This window comes from Duganella fentianensis (assembly GCF_964031615.1).
GTDB classification, from domain to species: domain Bacteria; phylum Pseudomonadota; class Gammaproteobacteria; order Burkholderiales; family Burkholderiaceae_D; genus Rugamonas; species Rugamonas fentianensis_A.
Map to the genome: position 1 here is coordinate 207,454 of NZ_CAXIQN010000020.1, position 19,251 is coordinate 226,704.

Genomic DNA, 19,251 nt, shown 5'->3' on the forward strand with positions numbered 1-19,251 from the left:
ATGTCACTCCTCGACTAGTGGTTCTGCCGCAATCGGCAAATAGATACAGAAGCGGGTGCCGCAATCGCTGCCCGTGCTGCGGCTATGCACCACGATCTCTCCTCGCAGGCGCTGAACCAGATCGTGCACTACTGCCAGCCCCAGACCGCTGCCCTGCGCTCCGCGCGTACTGAAAAACGCTTCGAAGATGCGCGCCTGCACCTGCGGCGACATGCCGCAGCCGTTGTCGGCCACTACCAGTTCCAGCTGGCCGGCGCGCGCTGCGCTCGCTTGCAGCGTCACCTGCAGCTGGCCGCCGGCGGCCATGGCCTGCGCCGCATTGATGGAAAGATTGAGCACGATCTGTTGCAGCATGCCGTCCTGCGCCAGCACGCCGGCCTGCGGCAATCGATTATCGAAACTCAGGCTGATACGCGGCCCCAGCATCGGCCGCACCAGCTGCAGCGCCTGCTGCACCGCAGCCGCTACCGGCAACACCTGCATTGCGCCGTCATGCTGCGCGGCGAAATCCAGCACACGTCCCAGCAACTGGCTGGCCTGCCGGCAGGCCAGCCGGACCTGCTGCAGATATGCGTGGCCGGCCGGCGGCATCAGGTCGTCGGCCATATCGGTGTAGCACAGGATGCTGCCTAGCAGGGTGTTGCAGTCATGCGCCATGCCGGCCGCCAACATCCCCAGCGCTTCCAGTCTGGCCCCCTGCGCGGCATCGCTCGGCTGCGCTCCGCACTCTAGGATAGACGCTGCAGCCGTCGGTGCAGCTGCGAAATTGGGCGGACTGAAAAGTGCCGTCATGTTCACCTCAGAACAGTTCTATCCGGGGTGCACCATCCTGCTCGGCATCCTGACGCTGGTGGGTCTGCTCTGCCGTCAGATAGGCGTTGGCCAGCCCGTCCAGCTGGCGCGAAATTTCGGCTGCCCGCTCGCTATTGGCGCCGTCATGGCTGACCAGATCGGCCATCTCGTTGAGCAGACCGATACGCTGGTCCAGCATGCCCTGCACCCGCTCTATGGTCTGCCGCACCACATCCTGAAACTGGATATCACCCAGCACATCGGACAGATCGGTGGCCAGATCGGTGTTGTACTCGGTCATCACCATCATCACCGTCTTGTAGAACTGCTGGGTGTCCATATAGCTTTCCGACAGCTGGCGCACATTATCCAGCACGCTGTTGGCCGAATGTTCCTGCGCTGCCTTATGTTCACTGCGGCTGCCGCCCTCTTCCAGCACGGCACGGGCACTCTGCATGGTGCCGCCGATTTCATTGGCCACCGCCGCCACGCCCTGCGCCAGCGAGCGCACTTCCGATGCCACCACGGCAAAGCCCCGTCCCGCTTCGCCAGCCCGCGCGGCTTCGATGGCGGCATTGATGGCGAGAATATTGGTCTTCTGGGCGATCTCGCTGATCTGCCCAACCTTGGCGATCATGGCCTGCAGACTGCCCATCAGGCTCTGGATTTTCTGGCTGTCCGATTCCAGCCGGTCGCGCAACTGCGCCACCAGCTGACTAGTCTGGGCGGAGCGCGCCGCTACCGACTGGCCCATGTCATCCGAGCCCAGTCTGGCCTGATTCAGATAATCCACCAGTTTATGGGCAGTCATGGCCAGCGCGCCGACCCGGTCGACGATCCGGTGCGCCGCATGATCGGTATCGCCGACGATGGCATCCATGCTGGGGCTCATGGCGCGGTCCACCTCCACCACACCCAGCATCAGATGTTCGACCGTACCGGTCTGCACCTTCAGCGCGCGCAGATGGGCCAGCGTGCGCCCCACCATGAAACGGGTCGTCCCCAGCCCCAGCAAGCCCGCGGCCAAGGGCGCCAGCAACAGCAGTGGCTCATCCGGATGAGTCACTTCCAGCGCGATGCCGAACGATACACTCAGCACCGCGATCAGGATCAGTATCTGCCGCTGCAACAGCAGCAACTCGTACTTGACCCGTTCATGCAGATGTTTAGTCGACTTCACGCTGCCTCCCTGCCTGCTATGCGCCCGGTACAACCTGCTTAACAACTTTCAGCAGGTCATTGCCACCCACTGGCTTGACCAGCCAGCCCGTCGCGCCAAGTTTCTTGGCCTCATCCCGCTTGGTGGTCTGGTTCTCCGTCGTCAGCACCAGTATCGGCGTAAAACGCACCACCTGACGGGCATGACGGATGAACTCGATACCATCCATATTGGGCATATTGATATCGGTAATGATCAGATCCGGCCGCATACCGCCCTTCAGGCGGGCCACACCATCGGCACCATCGATCGCCGTTTCCACTTTAAAGCCGGCCATTTCAAGGTTTTGCTTGACGCTGGAACGCATCACGGCCGAATCGTCGATCAGAAAAATGGTCTTAGCCATTGCTACTCTCCTTTTATGGTTGGTTTATTCATGGGGTATTAGTGAACGCCGCAGCCACGCCGCCAGCGCCACATCCTCCGGCCACGCCAGTATCGCGGGACGGGCAGCCATCAGCACTTGCAGGTTGGCCGCATGCAGGTGGCTACAGCCGCGCAGATCGACCGCACCGGCAGGGGTTTTCTGTAACCAGGCCAGCAGGCCATCGGCCTCCTCCACCGTGACGTACTCTGTCAGGCAGACGTGCTCTTCAAGATATTCGATAGCCATCAGAACAGCTCCTTGGGGTTAAGCACCATCAGTACCGAACCATCGCCCAGCAGAGCGGTACCGGCATAACCGCGCAGACGCGCCAGTTCGCCTGGTAGTGGTTTGAGGATGACATCCACCACTTCGCGGAAATTGTCCACCAGCAGCGCACAGTGATCGCCGCCCAGCCGCACCACCAGCGCAGCCACCTCGCCATCGGCATTCGGCTGCGGCGCTACGTCGATCGCCAGCAAGGTGTTGAGCGCCATGACGGGCACTATCTTGCCGCGCAATACCACCGTCTGCTGCTGCTTGATGGCGCGCAGATGGCTCATAGGCAGGCGCACGGTTTCCACCACGCTATCCATCGGCACACCGAAGATCTGGCCATCCGATTCGATGATCATGACGTTGGTCACCGCCATCGACAGCGGCAGGCTCAGACGGATGGTGGTGCCCACACCCACGGTACTCTGCAACTGCACGGTACCGCCAACTTTTTCCAGTGCATTGCGCACCGCGTCCATGCCCACTCCGCGTCCCGACAGATCGGATACTTGCGCCGCCGTCGAGAAGCCGGCCGCAAACACCAGATTGATGGCTTCCTGATCGCTGATGCGCTCGAACTGGGCGCTGTCGATCACGCCCTGCTCGAGCGCCTTGCGGCGCACGGCTTGCGGATCGATGCCACGGCCATCGTCGATCACCTCGATCACCACGCGGTCGGCTTCCTGGGCAGCACGGATCAGCAAGCGGCCCTGCCGTGGCTTGCCGTTCTGCTGGCGCACGTCGGGCGCTTCCAGCCCGTGATCCAGACTGTTGCGCACGATGTGCACCAGCGGGTCGGCCAGCATCTCCACCATATTCTTGTCGGCCTCGGTCTCCTCGCCTTCCAGTACCAGCTCGACTTCCTTGCCCAGCTTGCGCGAAATGTCGCGCACCATGCGGGGGAAGCGCTGGAACACGAAGGACACCGGCATCATGCGCACCTGCATGATGGCATCCTGCATTTCCTCGGCGATGCGGTTAATCACGGCATACTGCGCCTTGATCTCGCGCGACAGTTCGCGCACGCCAAACTGGTTCTCGGCGCGGTTGGCCAGATACGGCAGGCTGTTCTTGGCCACCACCATTTCACCGATCAGATCCATCAGCCGGTCCACCTTGACCTGATCGACTTTCAGCACCTTGCTGGTAACGTGGTCTTCGGCACGGCGGCCGAAGCGCACCTCCTCCTCGCTGGCACGTTCGCCGCTAGCGGCTGGCGGTGCAGCTTCCGCCACGTCTTCCGCGTGCAGATAGTTTTCCAGCCACTGGGCCAGCGGGGTATTACTATGCGACATCAGCGAAGCGGAGCAGGCCTGTTCCAGCGTTGCAGTGGGCAGCCCCAGTTGCAGCAGCATGGCGCGCAAGGTGGTGGCACAACCTTGCAGCCGCCCTTCCAGCCAGCCCACGTCGTCTGGCAGCGACAGGATGCGCGCCTGCGTGGCAGCGATGGCATCGAGCACGGCCTTATCTTCGGCGGACAATGCGGCCGCGATGCCAGCGCTAGCGGCCGTCTCGCCAGGACGGGTGGCAGCAGCGGGCGTGGCGCTGGCATCAGCGGCAGCTCCGGCAGGGCCGGACTGCGGCACTGCTGCAATGGCCGCAGGCAGCTCTTGCGCCTGCAAAGCCTCGACCAGCGTGGCCGCCAGCGTCTGCTGTACCGGCTCGGCCTGCAATGCCAACTGCAGCCAGCGCAGCGCCGAGGCGCGCCACAGATCGGCCGCACACAGATCAAGCATGCTGTCGCAGGCCGCCAGCAGCGCGGCATAATCGTCCTGCGCCAGCAGATCGCGTGCCACGGCGATGAAGTCGGCGAAATCAGGGCCGCCATCCTGCCGCCCCTGAGGTAGCGCCAGTGCAGCCAGCGGCAGCGCCTGCAGACGGATCTGTTCGGGCACATAGCGGAAGTGTTCCTGTATCTCCGCTTCGGTACAGCGCAGCAGACCATCGAAGGTCAGCTGGCACTGGTAGCAATCGAGCTCGGCCAGCGGCGCCCAGTCCGGTGCATGGACTGCGCCCCAGGCCAGCGAAGGCGCCTGCCGCATCTGGTGGAACGGGTCCTCGCCCTTGAAGAAGCAATCACTATCGGGCGCGTACAGCAGGCGGTACAGCGGCACCTGTGCTGCGGCATGGCGCCACACCGTCATGCGCTCGGCTTCGTCGAGCTGTTCCAGCGCCGGAACTGGCGTACGCCAACGTGCTTCATCCTGCGCTGCTGTTGCAGCGTCGGCCGCCTGCTCGACCACCACCCGTGCGGGGATCAGCTGGCGCAAGGCCGCCGCCATGCGCTGGGCGGCTGCATCGGTGCGATTACCCAGTATGCCGTGGGCATCGATTTCATCGATCTGGCTACCCACCAGATCCATGGCATCGAGCAGCAGGTCGGCCAGTTCGCGTCCATACGGTGTGCGGCCGTCGCGCACGGCATCCATCAGGTCTTCGCCCGCATGCAGCAGCGCCGTCATCACGGGGAAATCGAACAGACCGGAATTTCCCTTCAGCGTGTGCACGAGCCGGAACAGATCGGTCATCCGTTCGCTATTGGCCGGATCGGCCTCCAGCGCCATCAGCTCGGTGCCTATGCCTTGCAGGAAGTCACGTGCTTCGAGGACAAACTGTTCGAGTAAGGGGTTCATGGTCTCACACTCCCGCGCCCACCAGCATGCGGCACACGGCCAGCAATTCCTGCGGCTTGATAGGCTTGATCAGGTAATAGTTGGCACCGGCCACGAAGGCGGCGGTCTGGTCGCGTCCCTGCGATTCAGTCGAGATCATCACGGCCGGCGCCTGCGCTATGGTTTCTGCCCGCAGTGCGCGCAGGAAGCCATAGCCATCGAGCTTGGGCATGTTGACATCGACCAGATACAGGTCATACGGTACGCTCAGGGCTTTTTCCAGTCCTTCGATACCGTTCACGGCTTCGGACACGGCATAGCCGGCGCCCTCCAGAATCGTGCGGTGATACATCCGCACCGTGGCGGCGTCATCGACGACCAGGATACGTTTGCTGAGATTAGTCATCGCTTCTCCGGCTTCTGGTAGACAATTGCTTCCGGGAATTTACGTACCCGGAACAGGGAAGTAATGCGGCTCATCGACTCGGAATGACCGAGGCAAATATAGCCACCGGGGTGCAGTGCATCGTAAAACGCTTCGGCCGCCTTGGCACGCGACAGGTCGTCGAAGTAAATCAGCAGGTTGCGGCAGAAGATCACATCGATGCCGCGGTAGGGCCGCGTATCGGCCGCCTCGTTCAGATTCACGCGGGTAAATTCCACCGAGCCGCGCAGACTGTCATCGATCTGGTAGTCGCCGTTGGGCTGGCGCTTGAAATAGCGCGCCAGCAGATGTAGCGGCAGATGCTGCACCGAGCGGGGGCTGTACAGACCGTTGCGGGCCTTGGCCAGAATATCGGTATCGATGTCGGACGAAATCAGTTCCACGTCCCAGTTGGCGATATCGGGCCAGTGCTCGAGCAGATAGATGGCGATCGAATACGGTTCCTCGCCGGACGAAGACGGGATAGACCAGATCCGGATGGTCTGCCCCGGCTGCTTATGCTTGATGATCTCGGGCAGGATGGAATCGACCAGACACTTGAACTGGTACTCTTCGCGGAAGAAATAGGTCTCGTTGACCGTCATCAGATTGGTCAGCGTCTGCAACTCCTGTCCAGACGCCTGAAAGCGCAAGGTCATGAAATAGTTACGGAAGTTGCCCGATTCCGTGGCAAGCACGCGTTCGATCAGCCGCTTATCGACAAAATAGCGTTTGGTGGGTTCGAACTGTATCCCCGTCTTCCGGTAGAAGAACTCGCGGAACTTTTCGAAGTCGTCGTCGCTGATCGTGATGGTACTCACTCAGCTCTCCTCGATGCGTTTGAGCGCCAGATCGGCTGCAAACGCAATATAGGGTTCACCGTCGAAGCGCTGCTTGAGCTGCTGCAGTGCCGCCACGGCCTGGGCACTGCCCACTTCACCCAGCAGGTCGACCGCGGTCGCGCACACATTCACATGTTCATCGCGCTCGAGCACGCCGCACAGCCATTGCTCCACATCGGGGTGGCGCAGCGATTCCAGCACGTTCACGGCGAAGATGCGCACATCGGCATCGCTATCGGTCAGCAGTTCATGCATCACCGGCGCTACGGCGTCCGGCATCAGCTTCAGGCTCTCGATCGCTTCGTTACGCAGCGCCACATCGTCACTGCGCAGGCAGGCCGTCAGCCCCGCCACTGCGGTGGCATCGCCGATCTGGGTGAGCGCCAGCAGCACTGCCTCGCGCACGCTGGAATCGCTTTCCTTGAACAGCAGCTCGACCAGCGCGGCAGCACCTTGCGGCTCGCTACCAAGGTCGCGCGCTGCCCAGCGCCTTACCGCAGGATCGGGATCGCCCAGCCCTGCCAGCAAGCCCGCCACATCACGCGTGCGGCGCCGCCCTTCATCGCCGGGCGCTGGCGCCTGCTGGGGTTTGACTATACCCATGCTTGCTCTCCTTGTGCTCGTTCAGTTAGACCAGCCTAGCAATTGCTCGGCTATACGGTAATTCGGTAATACCACGGTCGCGCCACGCCGCTCTATCAGTTCGCGCGGCATGCCCCATACCACGGCAGTTTCTTCAGCCTCGGCGATGGTGCGCGCGCCTTGCTGCTTGAGTTCGGCAAACGCATCGGCGCCGTCGTAGCCCATGCCGGTCAGCATCACCGCAATGACATGCTCGGCACTGCAGTGTTCCAGCACGCTGCGGCCTAGCAGTTCCACCGACGGGTGCCATAACAGCTCGCGTGATTCCGGCCGCGGCAGCACCACCAGCTTGCCGGCACGGGCACTGACCACCACGTCGGCACCACCACGGGCGATGTACACCGTGCCTGCCTGCAGATCCATCTGGCGCTGCACTTCCACCACGTTCAGCGCACACATGCCATTCATGCGCTGGGCGAACGGCCCGGTAAATGCGGGCGGCATATGCTGGGCCACGATCACCGGATAGGGAAAATCCGCCGGTAACTGGGGCAGTATGGTTTCCAGCGTACCCGGCCCGCCGGTTGATACGCCGATCAGCACCAGCCCTTCGGCCACCCCGTCGCTACGCTTGCGCGGCGCCGGCTTGGCCGCTCTGAGCGCCTCGCGTTCGGCACGCAGACGGGCAGCCAGCCCGCGTGCCCGGCCCGGTGGCCGCGCCCGTGCCGAGACCGCAGCACGCACCTGCTCGACCAGTGCCTGCTTGACCAGATCGATACTCAGCGAAATCGTGCCGCCCGGCTTGGCCACATAATCGACCGCGCCCAGCGCCAGCGCTTCGAAGGTGGCCAGTGCGCCCTTTTCCGTTAGCGACGACACCATCACCACCGGCACTGGCCGTTCGGCCATGATGCGCGCCAAGGCACTCAGGCCATCCAGTTCCGGCATATTGATATCGAGCGTAATCACATCCGGCTGGAACTGCTGGTTCTGTTCGACGGCTTCGCGCCCGTTGCGTGCCAGCGCAATTTTGAAATCGCCCTCGGCCTCGAACACCTGGCTAATCTGGCGCCGCATCAGCGCCGAATCGTCCACTATCAACAGTTTGATCGGCATGACTACGCCCCCCTTAGCCGGCCAGTTCAGCCAGTGCTGCGTTATCCTCCCGATCGAGCAGATACTGCGGATCGATCAGCTGGATCATGCGCTGCTGTTTTTCCAGATTGGCCACCCGCCCCAGCAGGCGCGATTGCTGGCCCGACAGCCGCGGCGCCGCTTCGATGGCACTCTTGGCGATCTTCAGCACCTCGGTCACGGCATCGACGATGAAGCCGGTACGCACCCCGCCCAGCAGGAACACCATGATGCGCTGGCGATCGCTGCGCTGGCTGGCAGCCAGATCGAGCCGCTTGCGCTGGTCGATCACAGGCAGCACGGCACCGCGCAGATTGATCACGCCTTCCACCCAGTCCGGTGCTTTCGGCACATGGGTCAGGGTTTCCGGCACCCGCACGATTTCCTGCACACTATCGATCGGTACGCCGAATTCACCGGCCGCCAGCTGGAACACCACCACCTGTTCCTCATCGTCGTTGGTCAGATCTTCATCGCGCTCTGCATGTACATCGTCACCCATGGCTTCCACCGTTTGCAATCCATCCTTGACCATAGAATGGCGGAACATATTGTCCGCCGACAGTATCGACACCAGCCGCTTGCCGCCATCGAGCCGGCAGATGCGGCTGATATCGGACAGAGTGCCGTCGCGCGCCAGCAGGGCTGGCATGGCATCGACCATGGCAGTCGGCACCCGCAGCACTTCCGACACGGCATCCGTCACCACCCCGACAGCAGTGGTGCCCAGCGCCACCACCACGACCCGGCTACGCTCGTCCAGTTCGCGCAGCGGCAGCGCAAACATGCAGCGCAGACTGACCAGCGGCAGCAGCCGTTCGCGCAGCGTCATCAGCCCCAGCACATGCTGTGGTGAATTCGGCACGGCGACGATGCGGTCGGGCACCTGCACGATTTCCTGCACACTGGAGATATCGATGGCGTATTCCTGCTCGGCCACCGAGAAGCTGACCAGCTGCAGTTCATCGCTGTTGGCGGCAGCATCGGCCTGCTCGCTCGCCACGCTATCAAAGCTGGCAGCCGCCGTTTCGCTGGCGAAAGCCATCACCTGGGCAAATTCCTGCGCAATCAGGCGGGCGAAATCGAGCACCATCACCATCTCGAAGCCACCCACATCTTTCAATATCCCAGTCAGCAATTCACTACGCACGGTGCTGCGTATGCCATCGACCGCTTCGATATTTTCCGGCTCCACGTTAATCACGCTGGCCACGCGGTCCACCACAAAGCCTAATGGCTGGCCTAGATCGATCACCACCGCACGGGTGGAATCATCGTGCACGATCTCGTCGAAGCCGAAGGTGCGGCGCAGGGAAATAATCGGCAGCACGCGGCCACGCAGATTGGCCAGCCCGTCCAGCGTACGGGGCGCCAGCGGCACCCGAACCACCTCCGGTACGCGGATAATTTCCTGCACTGGCGCCATATCCACGGCAAACACTTCGCCGCCAGCCAGAAAAGTGACGAATTGGCGCGTGTCGCTACTGACTTCATCATCCACACCCGTCCCGGGCTGGAGCAGTACGTCCTCGCTCATGATGGTCCTTCCCGCCTATTACAGGCTTTGCAGTTCGTCGGCCAGCGAGGCAATTTCCTCGATTGCGGCAGCCAGTTCCTCTGCCCCCTTGGACTGCTGCTCGGCTGCCGCAGCGGCTTCGCCGGTGGCCTTTTCGGCTTCCTGTGCGGCGGCCGAAATCTGTTCGATACCGCGCTTGGCCTGCGTAATCGCTACGGCGATGTCATTGGCGGCGCCGAGAATCTCTGAAGTACCCGCTTCGATTTCCACCACATCGGCTTCGATGCGGGTCAGATTGGCGGTCGACTGCTTGGCCTGTTCGGTTTCCGCCAATGCCGCTTTGACGATCTCGTCGAGGTCGCTGCTAACACGGGCTATCTGATCCTGCACGGCTTTCACCAGATCCTTGATGCGGTCAGCATTCTCGGCCGAATCGCGGGCCAGATTGCGGATATCGGTACTCACCACCACAAAGCCCTTGCCGAATTCGCCCGCCCGAGCTGCCTCGATAGACCCGTTCACGGCCAGCATATTGGTCTGTATCGACACGGTGGTAATCGCTTCCACGATCTTGTCGATGCGGCGCGAGACCTGTTCCAGATCCTTGACCTGACGGATGCTGTTCTGGGTTTCCTTGACCGACGCGCCGATGCCGTGGATCAGTTGATCGACCGCGGTCTTGTTGGTCGTCAACAGGCTCTGCATGTTCTGGACCTTCTGACCGGACTGGGCAGCCCGCGCTTGCGCTAGTTCCACACCGCGCTCGATCTGGTTGACTGCCGCAGCCGACTCTTCCGCTGCCGCCGCGGCCGACTGCGCGCCTTTGCGGATCTGTTCCAGCGCCACCATGATCTGGCTGGCCGCGCGGTTGATTTCCTGCACGGCAGACGACAGTTCCTCGGCGCTGGAGGCTACTTCCTCCGAGCTCTTAGTAATGTCGGTGGAATTCTTCAGATCTTCTGCCAGTTCCGACAGGGTCTGCGCTGTACGTTCGCTCTCGGCCAGCGCCAGTGTCTGCTCATTGACAGTCTTACCCGACTCTTCCGCTGCGGCCGACTGTTCTTCCGCCGCCGTGGCGATATCTTCCGAACCGCGCAGCGCCAGCTGGGCGGCATCGGCGGACTGCTGGGCACCCGTGGCAATTTCGGTCACGCCTTTCACCACCTCGATCGCATCGAGCCGGATCTGTTCCAGCTGCGAGGTGATGACACGGCCTTTTTCCAGCTCGCCTTCCACCGTCTTGGCCGAACCGTTAATGCCGTCAGCAATGGCTTTGACTTCCTGCTGGATCTGACCCACCATATCCTGAATCTGCTTGGCACTCTTTTCCGAGGTCTCGGCCAGCGTGCGCACTTCATCGGCCACCACGGCAAAGCCTTTGCCATGCTTGCCGGCACGGGCCGCTTCGATCGCCGCGTTCAGCGCCAGCAGATTGGTCTGGTCGGCAATGCGTACCACGGCCTTGACGATCTCGCCGATATTCGCCGCCTGCTTCTCCAGTTCTACCACCATCTCCACCGATGCCGCCTGACGCTTGGCCGCCAGATCCACGTTGGCGATCAAGCGCCCCACATCTTCGCTGGTACGGCCTATCAGTTGCTGTACGGCTTCGCTCTTGGCCTGACTGATATTCGCATTATTCAGCTGACGGGTGATGGCCCCGCCCACCTGTTTGAACGCGGCCAGCGACTCCTGTGACGCGCCCGACGCTTCCTGCGCGCCGGTGGCAATCTGGCTCGAGGCGCGCTTGAGCTGCTCGGCGGCCGACGACGCTTCGTTAATGCCTGAAGACAGTTGACCGGTAGCAGCAGCAATCCGCTCGGCAGCCTGCTGTTGCTTGGCGAGCGTGCGTGCGCGCTTACGCTGGGCATCGGCTTCGCGCGCCGCTGCTGCAGAGGTTTTGTCAGTGGCGGCTGGGCTGCTGGCCGATACCGGCTTCTTAACGAGGGCCATGGAAGTCTCTCCTTGCGGTTGGGTACATCAACGAAAAAGTGATGACTCATTATGGCATATTCCCGTACGGAAATATCGTTTTCATCGAATTTTTATGAATTCAACGATTTATTTGTCAAAATAGAGACATAAAAATAAATTTTGTCCAATCATGTCAATTGCTCACCAGAACAATGTTTGTGAAAAACGGCCGTGAAAGGGTTGCACCGGCCTAACAATTAGGGCAGCAAATGTGCAATGCATAAAAAAAATCCCCTGAATGTCAGGGGATTTCTTGTTCTGGACAATTGCTGTCAACGTGCAGCGTGCTAGTAGCGGCTATTTCTTTTCTTCCGGCTTTTTATCTGCCGGCTCGCTCTTGGACTGCTGTCCCTGCATCATCCGCATCGCGTCCTTGGCGACCTGGCTATCGGGATTCACGCCGGCGGCCTGCAAGGCATTGCGTACGGCATCGTTGCCGGTGACGCCACCGAAACTGTAGCGCAAGCCCACATACAGACGGCGCTGGTGCACACTGACATCAGTGCGGTCGCGCAGTATGTCGGTATCGACACGGTAATGCTGGTCAGTTCCGCGCAGCACGTCGTTGGCACGGACGTTGAGCGACAGACGGGGCGAGAATTTGTGTTCGAGTGCGAGGTTGACCATACTGAACGGATCGCGGTAGCCCTCGCCCGACAGCTGTCTACCCTGCCGGAAGGTCATGAAAGTCAGCGTATCATCCGGCGTGATGCTCCACTGCGCCCCGCCCTGCAAGCCCAGCGACGGCGTGCGGCGCTTCTCGCCGGTCGGCCCCAGCAAGCCCAGACGATCCTGCTCGACAAAGCCCCAGTTACCGTTAAACATGAAGCGGATCGATGGCAGTGCCATGCCGTTCCACTTCATATTCGGCGGAATCATGGCCATGATGGAGAACTCCACCCCGCCAGCGCTGCGGTCGCCCTCGTTGACCTTGCTGGTCAGCAGCGTGCTCGGGCTGACGAAACTGCGGCGCTCCGTGATTACATCGGCTTCATGGCGCAGATAGCCGCGCAGGCTGGCCGGCATCAGCCCTTTGATCTTGGTTTCATAGCCCAGTTCCAGCGAGTGCAGCCGCACCGGCAGCAAGCGGGGATTACCGGAGCTGATCGAATATTCGCTGGCATAGTTCACGAACGGATTCAGATCGCCCGCGCTCGGACGCGAAATCCGGTCGGCATAGGACAGCCGCAGATTGGTGAACTGATCGAGCTTATAGGTCAGGAACAGGCTGGGCAGATAATTGGTGTAGCGGTTGCTGGCCTGCACAGCGGTGCTGACCTGATCCAGTTCGAGTTCCGTATGCTCGACCCGCATGCCGCCCTTGAACGACCACAGCGCGTTGAGCGGCTGTTCGTAGGTCGCATAGGCTGCCGTCACATCCTGCGCCAATTCGAACAGATTGCTGCGGCGCGTGTCCAGCGCGCCCGTATCGAGGAACAGATAGCGATAGTCGCTGCTCTGGCGCGTGCGCTGCCAGCGTCCGCCCGCCGTCAGAAAGCCGGCGCCCACCTTGCCCGAATAGTCGCTGCTCAGATCCGTCAGACGCACGCGGTTTTCCACGTTCTGGGTGTAGTTGCGCAGCACAGGCGCGGCCACCAAGGGCAGCGTAATCGGCTGATACAGCGCCGCCGTATCGGTATTGCTGTTATTCGAGGAATGGCGCAAATCCACTTTCAGGCTTTCGCCATCGGTATTGAAACGGCGCTCCCAGCCGGAGACCAGTTCGTGATTGATCGCATCGCCGCTGGCCGTGCGGCGCGTCAGATAGTCGCTCAGCGCCGTGCTACCCGTACCGAAGTCGCTCAGGTGTTCGCTGGTGCGGGCATCATTGCCGCGCTTGTTTAGCGACAGCGAACCCGTCAGCGTATCGCGCTCGTTGTAGTTGTAACGGCCGCCTACGCCGCCCTGTATGAAGTCGGTCAGACCGCTGCGCTGCGAGCTCTGGTGCAAACGGCTAACACTGCCCGTAACGGGATCGATGCGCTCGCGCATGCTATCCGTATCGGATTCATTGCCATCGCGCCGATAATTGAAGCTACCGTTGACGGAAGCGTAGCCAGCACTGTAGCTACCGGTGGCAAAGGCATTTTTACGTCCGGCCGGGCCGAGATTGCTGGCCACACTGCCATTGCCGCCCGGCTTGGTGTAGCGGCGCGAAATCAGATTGAGGATGGGGCCACCGCCCGCTTCGTTGCCGAATTCGGCACCGGGGTTGTTAATCACCTGCACCGACTCATAATTCTCGGCGGGCAGCGCATTGATCGCTGCTGCGCGATTCTCGCCCTGCATTTGTGCCGTCGGTTTGCCATCGACCAGCACGGTAACGCGCTCGCTGCCGCGCAGCCTGACCGTGCCATTAGGATCGACGTTCACCGATGGCACGTTGTTGAGCACATCGCCTACCGAGGCGCCGGACGTGCTGGCGTCATTCTTGATGTCATAGACTTGCCGGTCAATGCGGTTGGTCTGGCGCTCGCTCACCACATTCACGATAGGGGCCGGCGCCGCTTCCTGCTTCTCCTTGGTCGTCGTGACGGCTGCGGCATCAGCCGGTGTCTGGGCCTGAGCCTGAGCCTGAGCCTGAGCCTGAGCCTGAGCCTGCCAGCTCAGAAGTAGTGCAGCGATGGTCGCGGAAAGAACGGACGGGGTCGGACGTAGAGACATGGACATGTTCGGATAGCGGCAAAGATAGGCAAATCAAGAGTTCGCCACCATACCACTTTCCGTACAGCGATGCTAGCAAAACAGCAACATTGAAAGTTACTCTGACGCCTGTGTCGCGCCTGCATTGGGTCGCCTACCTAAGGCAGTCCATTAGTCAGTCCATTAGTCAGCCCAATTACGCTGCACCTCGCGGATCTGCGCATCCAGCGTCAGAAACAGTTGCGCCAGCTGGGGATCAAAATGGCTACCCGCTTCTTTCCGGATCAGGGCAAATGCCTCCTCCACCGTCCATGCATTCTTGTACGGACGCACACTGGTCAGCGCATCGAACACATCGGCGATCGCCACGATACGCGCCTCGAGCGGAATCTGCTCGCCGCTGATCCCACGCGGATAGCCGCTACCATCCCACTTCTCATGGTGGTTGCGGGCGATACTGGCGGCCATCTGCAACAGGCTGGAATCGTCATCGCCAAGAATTTCGGCGCCGATATCCACATGGCCCTGCATGATTTTCCACTCGTCGGCATCAAGCTTGCCGGGTTTGAGCAGCACCGCATCGGGAATGCCGATCTTACCGATGTCGTGCATGGGTGCGGCCAGAAACAGCTGCTCCACGAACGTATCATCACAACCGGCCGCCTGCGCCAGATAGCGGGCAAAATGGCTCATGCGAATCACATGCAGGCCCGTCTCGTTATCCTTGTATTCGGCGGCTTTGCCTAACTTATGGATGATCTGCAAGCGGGTCTTTTCCAGCTCCTCCGCCCGCACCAGCGACAGATGGGTTTTCACCCGCGCCTTGACCACGGCCGGACTGACCGGCTTGCTGATGTAGTCAACCGCGCCCGCCTCGAAACCGGTGGCCTCGTCATCGGCATCGCTGAGCGCAGTGACAAAGATCACGGGGATCTTGCTGGTCTGCGGATGCTGTTTCAGGATGCGGCAGACTTCCAGCCCCGTCATCCCGGGCATCATCACATCCAGCAGGATCAGATCGGGGCGCTCCTGTTCGGCCAGCTCCAGCGCTTTCTGGCCGTTGCGGGCAAACTGCAGCCGATAGTAATCCTGCAAAATATTGCGCAGCACTTGCAGATTGGTGGGCTCGTCATCGACCAGCAACAGATTGGGAAGGTTGTTCATCATCGCTAAACGTGGGTTAGATTCTTTATGGCGAAACCGGTGCAGCATACATCTGCATCAGGCTGTTCACCAGTTTATGGGCCTGCTCGAAATCGAAGTCATCCAGCGCAGCTTGCAGGCTGGCCGCCTGCGCTGCATCGAGCACAGGTAGCAACTGGCTAACTGCCTCATCATCGAAACTGCTGTGCTTGAATGCCTGCTGCAAACGCTGCAACAGCGCCGGTACGTCCACGACAATCGCGGCCTGTGCAGCGCCCGCCTGCGGCGTCGACTCGCTATGCAGCTTTGCCAATTCGTCCCGCACCTGTTCCAGCGCTTGCGCCAACGCTTGCACGGCACCCGCCTCGCACACCGGATGATGCTCGATGCTGGCGGCGGCCGCCTGCACGCGGCTCAGGCCGAGATTGGCCGCTGCGCCCTTGATGCGATGCGCCGTGGCCGCTATTTCCCCAGCAGGGGCGGCCTCATTCAAGCCGGACAGCAGTGCCGGATTGCCGACGAAGTTGGCGATAGCTTTCAGCAGACTGTCCGGTTCGCGCCAGCGGCTCAGCGCGCCGTTCCAGTCCAGCCAGCCATCGCTGGCCGCAGCCGTGCGTGCCGGTGTCAGTTCAGGCGCCGTTGCGGGCTGTCGCAGCGCATAGCCCAGCACGCGCATGATTTCATCTTCCAGCTCTGGCAAATTCACCGGCTTGGTGGCAAACCCGCGCATGCCTGCCGCAATGGCCGCGTCACGGTCTTTGCTGAGCACGCTAGCCGTCAGGGCAATCACCGCGGGGCTAGGCTTCATGCTGGCCACTGCGCTGGCGATGATGCGCCGCGTCGCTTCCAGCCCGTCGATACCGGGCATCTGCACATCCATCAGGACCACATCGAACTGGGCGGCATCGCAGGCATCGATGGCGGCCTGACCACCATTGGCCGCGACGACGGTATGCCCCTTATCTTCCAGCATCAGACGCAGCAGCTCCAGATTCTCCGGTACATCATCGGCAATCAGGATAGAAAGCGCTGGCAATTCGGCTTGCCGCAGCACCTTGTAGACATCGGCCCCATGGCCTTCTACCAGCGGAATGATCACCTCGAAGCGACTGCCCTGCCCCAGCACGCTGCTGACCCGGATCTCGCCATCCATCAGATCGACCAGCTGCTTGGCGATAGTGGTGCCCAGTCCCGTGCCGCCAAAGCGGCGCGACATCGAAGCATCGGCCTGTGCGAATGGCGCAAAGATGTTGTCGAGACGGTCTTCGGCAATGCCGATGCCGCTATCTTCGATCACGAAATGCAGCCGGCTGGCCGTACGGTTTACCGTCAGCGTCACCTGTCCCTGCTCGGTGAACTTCACTGCATTGCCCAGTATATTGGTGAGGATCTGGCGCAGCCGCAGCTCGTCGGAACGGATAAAGACCGGGCAATCCTGCCCGTAGTAATGCTCCAGCCGGATGCGCTTGCTATCAGCCTGTATGCGGAAAGTACTGATTAACTGCTCGCATAATTCATGCAAGGAAAAGTCGCGGATTTCCAGTTCGATCGCTCCCCGCTCCAGCTTGGCCGTATCGAGGATGTCGTTCAGCAGGCCCAGCAGCGATCGGGCCGATAGCTTGACGGTTTTCAGATAGCTGAGCTGCTTCTGATCGAGCGCGGTTTTCAGCAGAATTTCCGTAAAGCCGATAATCGCATTCATCGGTGTGCGGATCTCGTGGCTCATATTGGCGAGGAACATGCCTTTGGCCGCAGAAGCCTGTTCGGCCACCTCTTTGGCCGCAATCAGATCCTGCTCGATGGCTTTGCGCTGGGCCAGATCGGAGGCCAGCTTGACCACTTTCCACGGCTTGCCATCGATATCGAGGATGGGATTATAGGCTGCCTGCAACCAGACTTTTTTGCCCTGCTTGCCTTCCCGATAGAACTCGCCGCTCTGGAACTGTCCGGCGCGCAGATTGCGCCAGAATTCCGCATATTCCGCGCTGACAGCTTCTTCGGCCGTGCACAGCAGCTTGTGGCTCTGGCCACGCAATTCTTCCACGCTATAGCCGGTCAGCTTTTCGAAGTTCTCGTTTACGTCCAGAATATTGCCCTGCATATCGAATTCGGCAACCGCCAACGATTTGCGGATGGCCAGCACGATGCCCTGATATTCGGCCGCTTGCTGTTTCGATGCGGTGATATCCAGCATTACCCCGTCTATCCACAACGCTTGGCCATCCTCGCCATACACCCCGCCCGCACTCTCCGACAGCCAGCGCTCGCTGCCATCCTTGCGGCGGATACGGTATTCGATGCTGTAGGAAACCCGCTGTTCCAGTGCCGCCGCGACCTTGCTGCGCACGGCATCGATATCATTGGGGTGGATCAGATCGGCATAGCTGACCTGCTGCGTCATGAAATCTTCCTGCGCCCAGCCCGTTAGCGCCAGGACTGATTCGCTGATGAAAATCTTGGTCCACGCCGTATCGACGCGACTGCGGAACGATACACCGGGAATATTGGCAATCAGCGTACGGTATTTGGTTTCGCGCTCCTGCAGTTCGGTCTGCAGGGTAATCCGGTCGCTGATATCGGTAACAAAGCCGACAAAGAACTGTTCGCGCATGGTGCGGGCCTGCCCTACGGCCAGCCGGATGGGGAACACGCTCCCATCGGCGCGACGGGCCGTGATCTCGCGGCTCTGCCCTACCAGTTGCTGGCTATCGGCCGCTAGAAAATCGGCAAAGAAATCCGCTGGCCGGCTGTGGTAAGACTCCGGCATCAGTACCAGTACATTGCGCCCTATCAGCGCACCGGCCTGCCAGCCGAACATACGACAGGCGGCATCGTTAGCAGCCAGTATCTGGCCGCCCGCATCGATGGTGATGATGCCGTCGAGTGCCGTATCGACGATAGCGCGCAGCCGCTCCTCATTCTCCTGCATGCGCTGGTAAAGCTGGCGCAGGCGCAGCAGAATATTCGCAGCCAGCGTCAGCCCGCTGGCCACCAGCGTGACGATGGCAATGATCAATGCCAGATAGTTGTTTTCTTCGCCGCCCGTCAGTGCGGCGGAACCGCTCACGCTGATGAAACGGGCTGCCGCCATACCGGTGTAATGCATGGCTGAAATGGCCAGCCCCATCACGCAGCCACCGATCAGTATTGCCTGCAGATTGCTCAGGCGGCCCCGCTGCTTCAGATCGAAGCGTATCCACAAGGCCAGCATGGCCATGCACACGGCCACCACGATCGATAGCAGGAACCAGCCGGTGTCGTAGCGCATCAGGTAAGGCATGTGGATGGCGGCCATGCCGGAATAATGCATCAGACCTATGCCCGCGCCCATGACCGTGCCACTGATGAGCAATTCCTTGCGGCTGAAGGTATCCTTGCTCAGCAGGTTGAGGGCAAACCACGAAGCCAGTATGCCGGGCAACATAGACATACCCGTGAGCAGCTTGCTGTAACTGGCGGTGGCGCAGAAACTGTAGGCCAGTATGCCGATGAAATGCATGGACCAGATGCCCACTCCCAGCGCCACCGAACCGGACAGCAGCGCCAGTTGCTGGTGCAAACGGGTTTGCGCCAACTGGGCCAGTCCTGCCATCTGCAAAGCCATCATCGAGCTGAACACGGCAATCAGCACCGACAGCGACACCAGCGGCCACGCATACGTGCCACTCACATACAGGGCCGAAGCGATTTCCGGCGAGGTAAAGAACATCTCGAGCATGGTGCTGGTCCT

14 protein-coding genes are annotated in these 19,251 nt (G+C 61.0%); all 14 read right to left on the reverse strand.

Annotation, left to right across the window (positions count from 1 at the left end; all coding sequences use genetic code 11):
* Positions 1-3 precede the first annotated feature (3 nt).
* The 14 genes from ABNT42_RS15455 to ABNT42_RS15520 all read right to left on the reverse strand — a co-directional run bounded on the left by ABNT42_RS15455 (position 4) and on the right by ABNT42_RS15520 (position 19,239).
* Positions 4-792 carry an ATP-binding protein gene (locus ABNT42_RS15455; RefSeq protein WP_348698417.1) on the reverse strand — a complete coding sequence of 263 codons (789 nt, stop codon included), beginning with the start codon at positions 790-792 and terminating at the stop codon, positions 4-6.
* 7 nt (positions 793-799) lie between these two features.
* On the reverse strand, positions 800-1,972 hold the full coding sequence (locus tag ABNT42_RS15460; RefSeq protein WP_348698419.1) for a methyl-accepting chemotaxis protein: 1,173 nt from the start codon (positions 1,970-1,972) through the stop codon (positions 800-802).
* Positions 1,973-1,988: 16 nt separating this feature from the next.
* Positions 1,989-2,357, reverse strand: coding sequence for a response regulator (locus tag ABNT42_RS15465; RefSeq protein ID WP_348698421.1), 369 nt, complete (start codon positions 2,355-2,357; stop codon positions 1,989-1,991).
* Between the two features lie 24 nt (positions 2,358-2,381).
* Positions 2,382-2,624: a hypothetical protein gene (locus ABNT42_RS15470; RefSeq protein WP_348698423.1), complete on the reverse strand. Its 243-nt coding sequence runs from the start codon at positions 2,622-2,624 to the stop codon at positions 2,382-2,384.
* Complete coding sequence (locus ABNT42_RS15475; protein WP_348698425.1) at positions 2,624-5,284, reverse strand: chemotaxis protein CheA; 2,661 nt, start codon at positions 5,282-5,284, stop codon at positions 2,624-2,626. Before ABNT42_RS15475 ends, ABNT42_RS15470 begins: the two co-directional genes overlap by 1 nt.
* Before the next feature lie 4 nt (positions 5,285-5,288).
* Positions 5,289-5,669 carry a response regulator gene (locus ABNT42_RS15480; protein ID WP_348698427.1) on the reverse strand — a complete coding sequence of 127 codons (381 nt, stop codon included), beginning with the start codon at positions 5,667-5,669 and terminating at the stop codon, positions 5,289-5,291.
* Complete coding sequence (locus tag ABNT42_RS15485) at positions 5,666-6,508, reverse strand: protein-glutamate O-methyltransferase CheR (protein WP_348698429.1); 843 nt, start codon at positions 6,506-6,508, stop codon at positions 5,666-5,668. Before ABNT42_RS15485 ends, ABNT42_RS15480 begins: the two co-directional genes overlap by 4 nt.
* Entirely contained in the window at positions 6,509-7,132 is a 624-nt protein-coding gene (locus tag ABNT42_RS15490) for a HEAT repeat domain-containing protein (RefSeq protein WP_348698431.1), read from the reverse strand.
* Positions 7,133-7,153: 21 nt separating this feature from the next.
* Positions 7,154-8,227: a chemotaxis-specific protein-glutamate methyltransferase CheB gene (cheB, locus tag ABNT42_RS15495; RefSeq protein WP_348698433.1), complete on the reverse strand. Its 1,074-nt coding sequence runs from the start codon at positions 8,225-8,227 to the stop codon at positions 7,154-7,156.
* A gap of 13 nt (positions 8,228-8,240) precedes the next feature.
* Complete coding sequence (locus tag ABNT42_RS15500) at positions 8,241-9,782, reverse strand: chemotaxis protein CheW (protein WP_348698435.1); 1,542 nt, start codon at positions 9,780-9,782, stop codon at positions 8,241-8,243.
* A gap of 18 nt (positions 9,783-9,800) precedes the next feature.
* Positions 9,801-11,714: a methyl-accepting chemotaxis protein gene (locus tag ABNT42_RS15505; RefSeq protein WP_348698437.1), complete on the reverse strand. Its 1,914-nt coding sequence runs from the start codon at positions 11,712-11,714 to the stop codon at positions 9,801-9,803.
* A 318-nt stretch (positions 11,715-12,032) separates the two neighbouring features.
* Positions 12,033-14,399, reverse strand: a complete 2,367-nt coding sequence (locus ABNT42_RS15510) for an outer membrane beta-barrel family protein (RefSeq protein WP_348698439.1) — start codon at positions 14,397-14,399, stop codon at positions 12,033-12,035.
* 162 nt (positions 14,400-14,561) lie between these two features.
* Positions 14,562-15,545 (reverse strand): two-component system response regulator, encoded by a 984-nt coding sequence (locus ABNT42_RS15515; protein ID WP_348698441.1) that lies wholly within the window; start codon positions 15,543-15,545, stop codon positions 14,562-14,564.
* 22 nt (positions 15,546-15,567) lie between these two features.
* The gene (locus tag ABNT42_RS15520) at positions 15,568-19,239 is read right to left on the reverse strand and encodes a PAS domain S-box protein (RefSeq protein WP_348698443.1); all 3,672 of its coding nucleotides are present in this window, start codon (positions 19,237-19,239) and stop codon (positions 15,568-15,570) included.
* Positions 19,240-19,251: the final 12 nt, after the last annotated feature.

Bases quoted from the DNA above. Each gene is read 5' to 3' on its own strand.
- ABNT42_RS15455 (WP_348698417.1), bottom strand. From the start codon at position 792: ATGACGGCACTTTTCAGTCCGCCCAATTTCGCAGCTGCACCGACGGCT.
- ABNT42_RS15465 (WP_348698421.1), bottom strand. From the start codon at position 2,357: ATGGCTAAGACCATTTTTCTGATCGACGATTCGGCCGTGATGCGTTCC.
- ABNT42_RS15470 (WP_348698423.1), bottom strand. From the start codon at position 2,624: ATGGCTATCGAATATCTTGAAGAGCACGTCTGCCTGACAGAGTACGTC.
- ABNT42_RS15475 (WP_348698425.1), bottom strand. From the start codon at position 5,284: ATGAACCCCTTACTCGAACAGTTTGTCCTCGAAGCACGTGACTTCCTG.
- ABNT42_RS15480 (WP_348698427.1), bottom strand. From the start codon at position 5,669: ATGACTAATCTCAGCAAACGTATCCTGGTCGTCGATGACGCCGCCACG.
- ABNT42_RS15490 (WP_348698431.1), bottom strand. From the start codon at position 7,132: ATGGGTATAGTCAAACCCCAGCAGGCGCCAGCGCCCGGCGATGAAGGG.
- cheB (WP_348698433.1), bottom strand. From the start codon at position 8,227: ATGCCGATCAAACTGTTGATAGTGGACGATTCGGCGCTGATGCGGCGC.
- ABNT42_RS15500 (WP_348698435.1), bottom strand. From the start codon at position 9,782: ATGAGCGAGGACGTACTGCTCCAGCCCGGGACGGGTGTGGATGATGAA.
- ABNT42_RS15505 (WP_348698437.1), bottom strand. From the start codon at position 11,714: ATGGCCCTCGTTAAGAAGCCGGTATCGGCCAGCAGCCCAGCCGCCACT.
- ABNT42_RS15510 (WP_348698439.1), bottom strand. From the start codon at position 14,399: ATGTCTCTACGTCCGACCCCGTCCGTTCTTTCCGCGACCATCGCTGCA.
- ABNT42_RS15515 (WP_348698441.1), bottom strand. From the start codon at position 15,545: ATGATGAACAACCTTCCCAATCTGTTGCTGGTCGATGACGAGCCCACC.
- ABNT42_RS15520 (WP_348698443.1), bottom strand. From the start codon at position 19,239: ATGCTCGAGATGTTCTTTACCTCGCCGGAAATCGCTTCGGCCCTGTAT.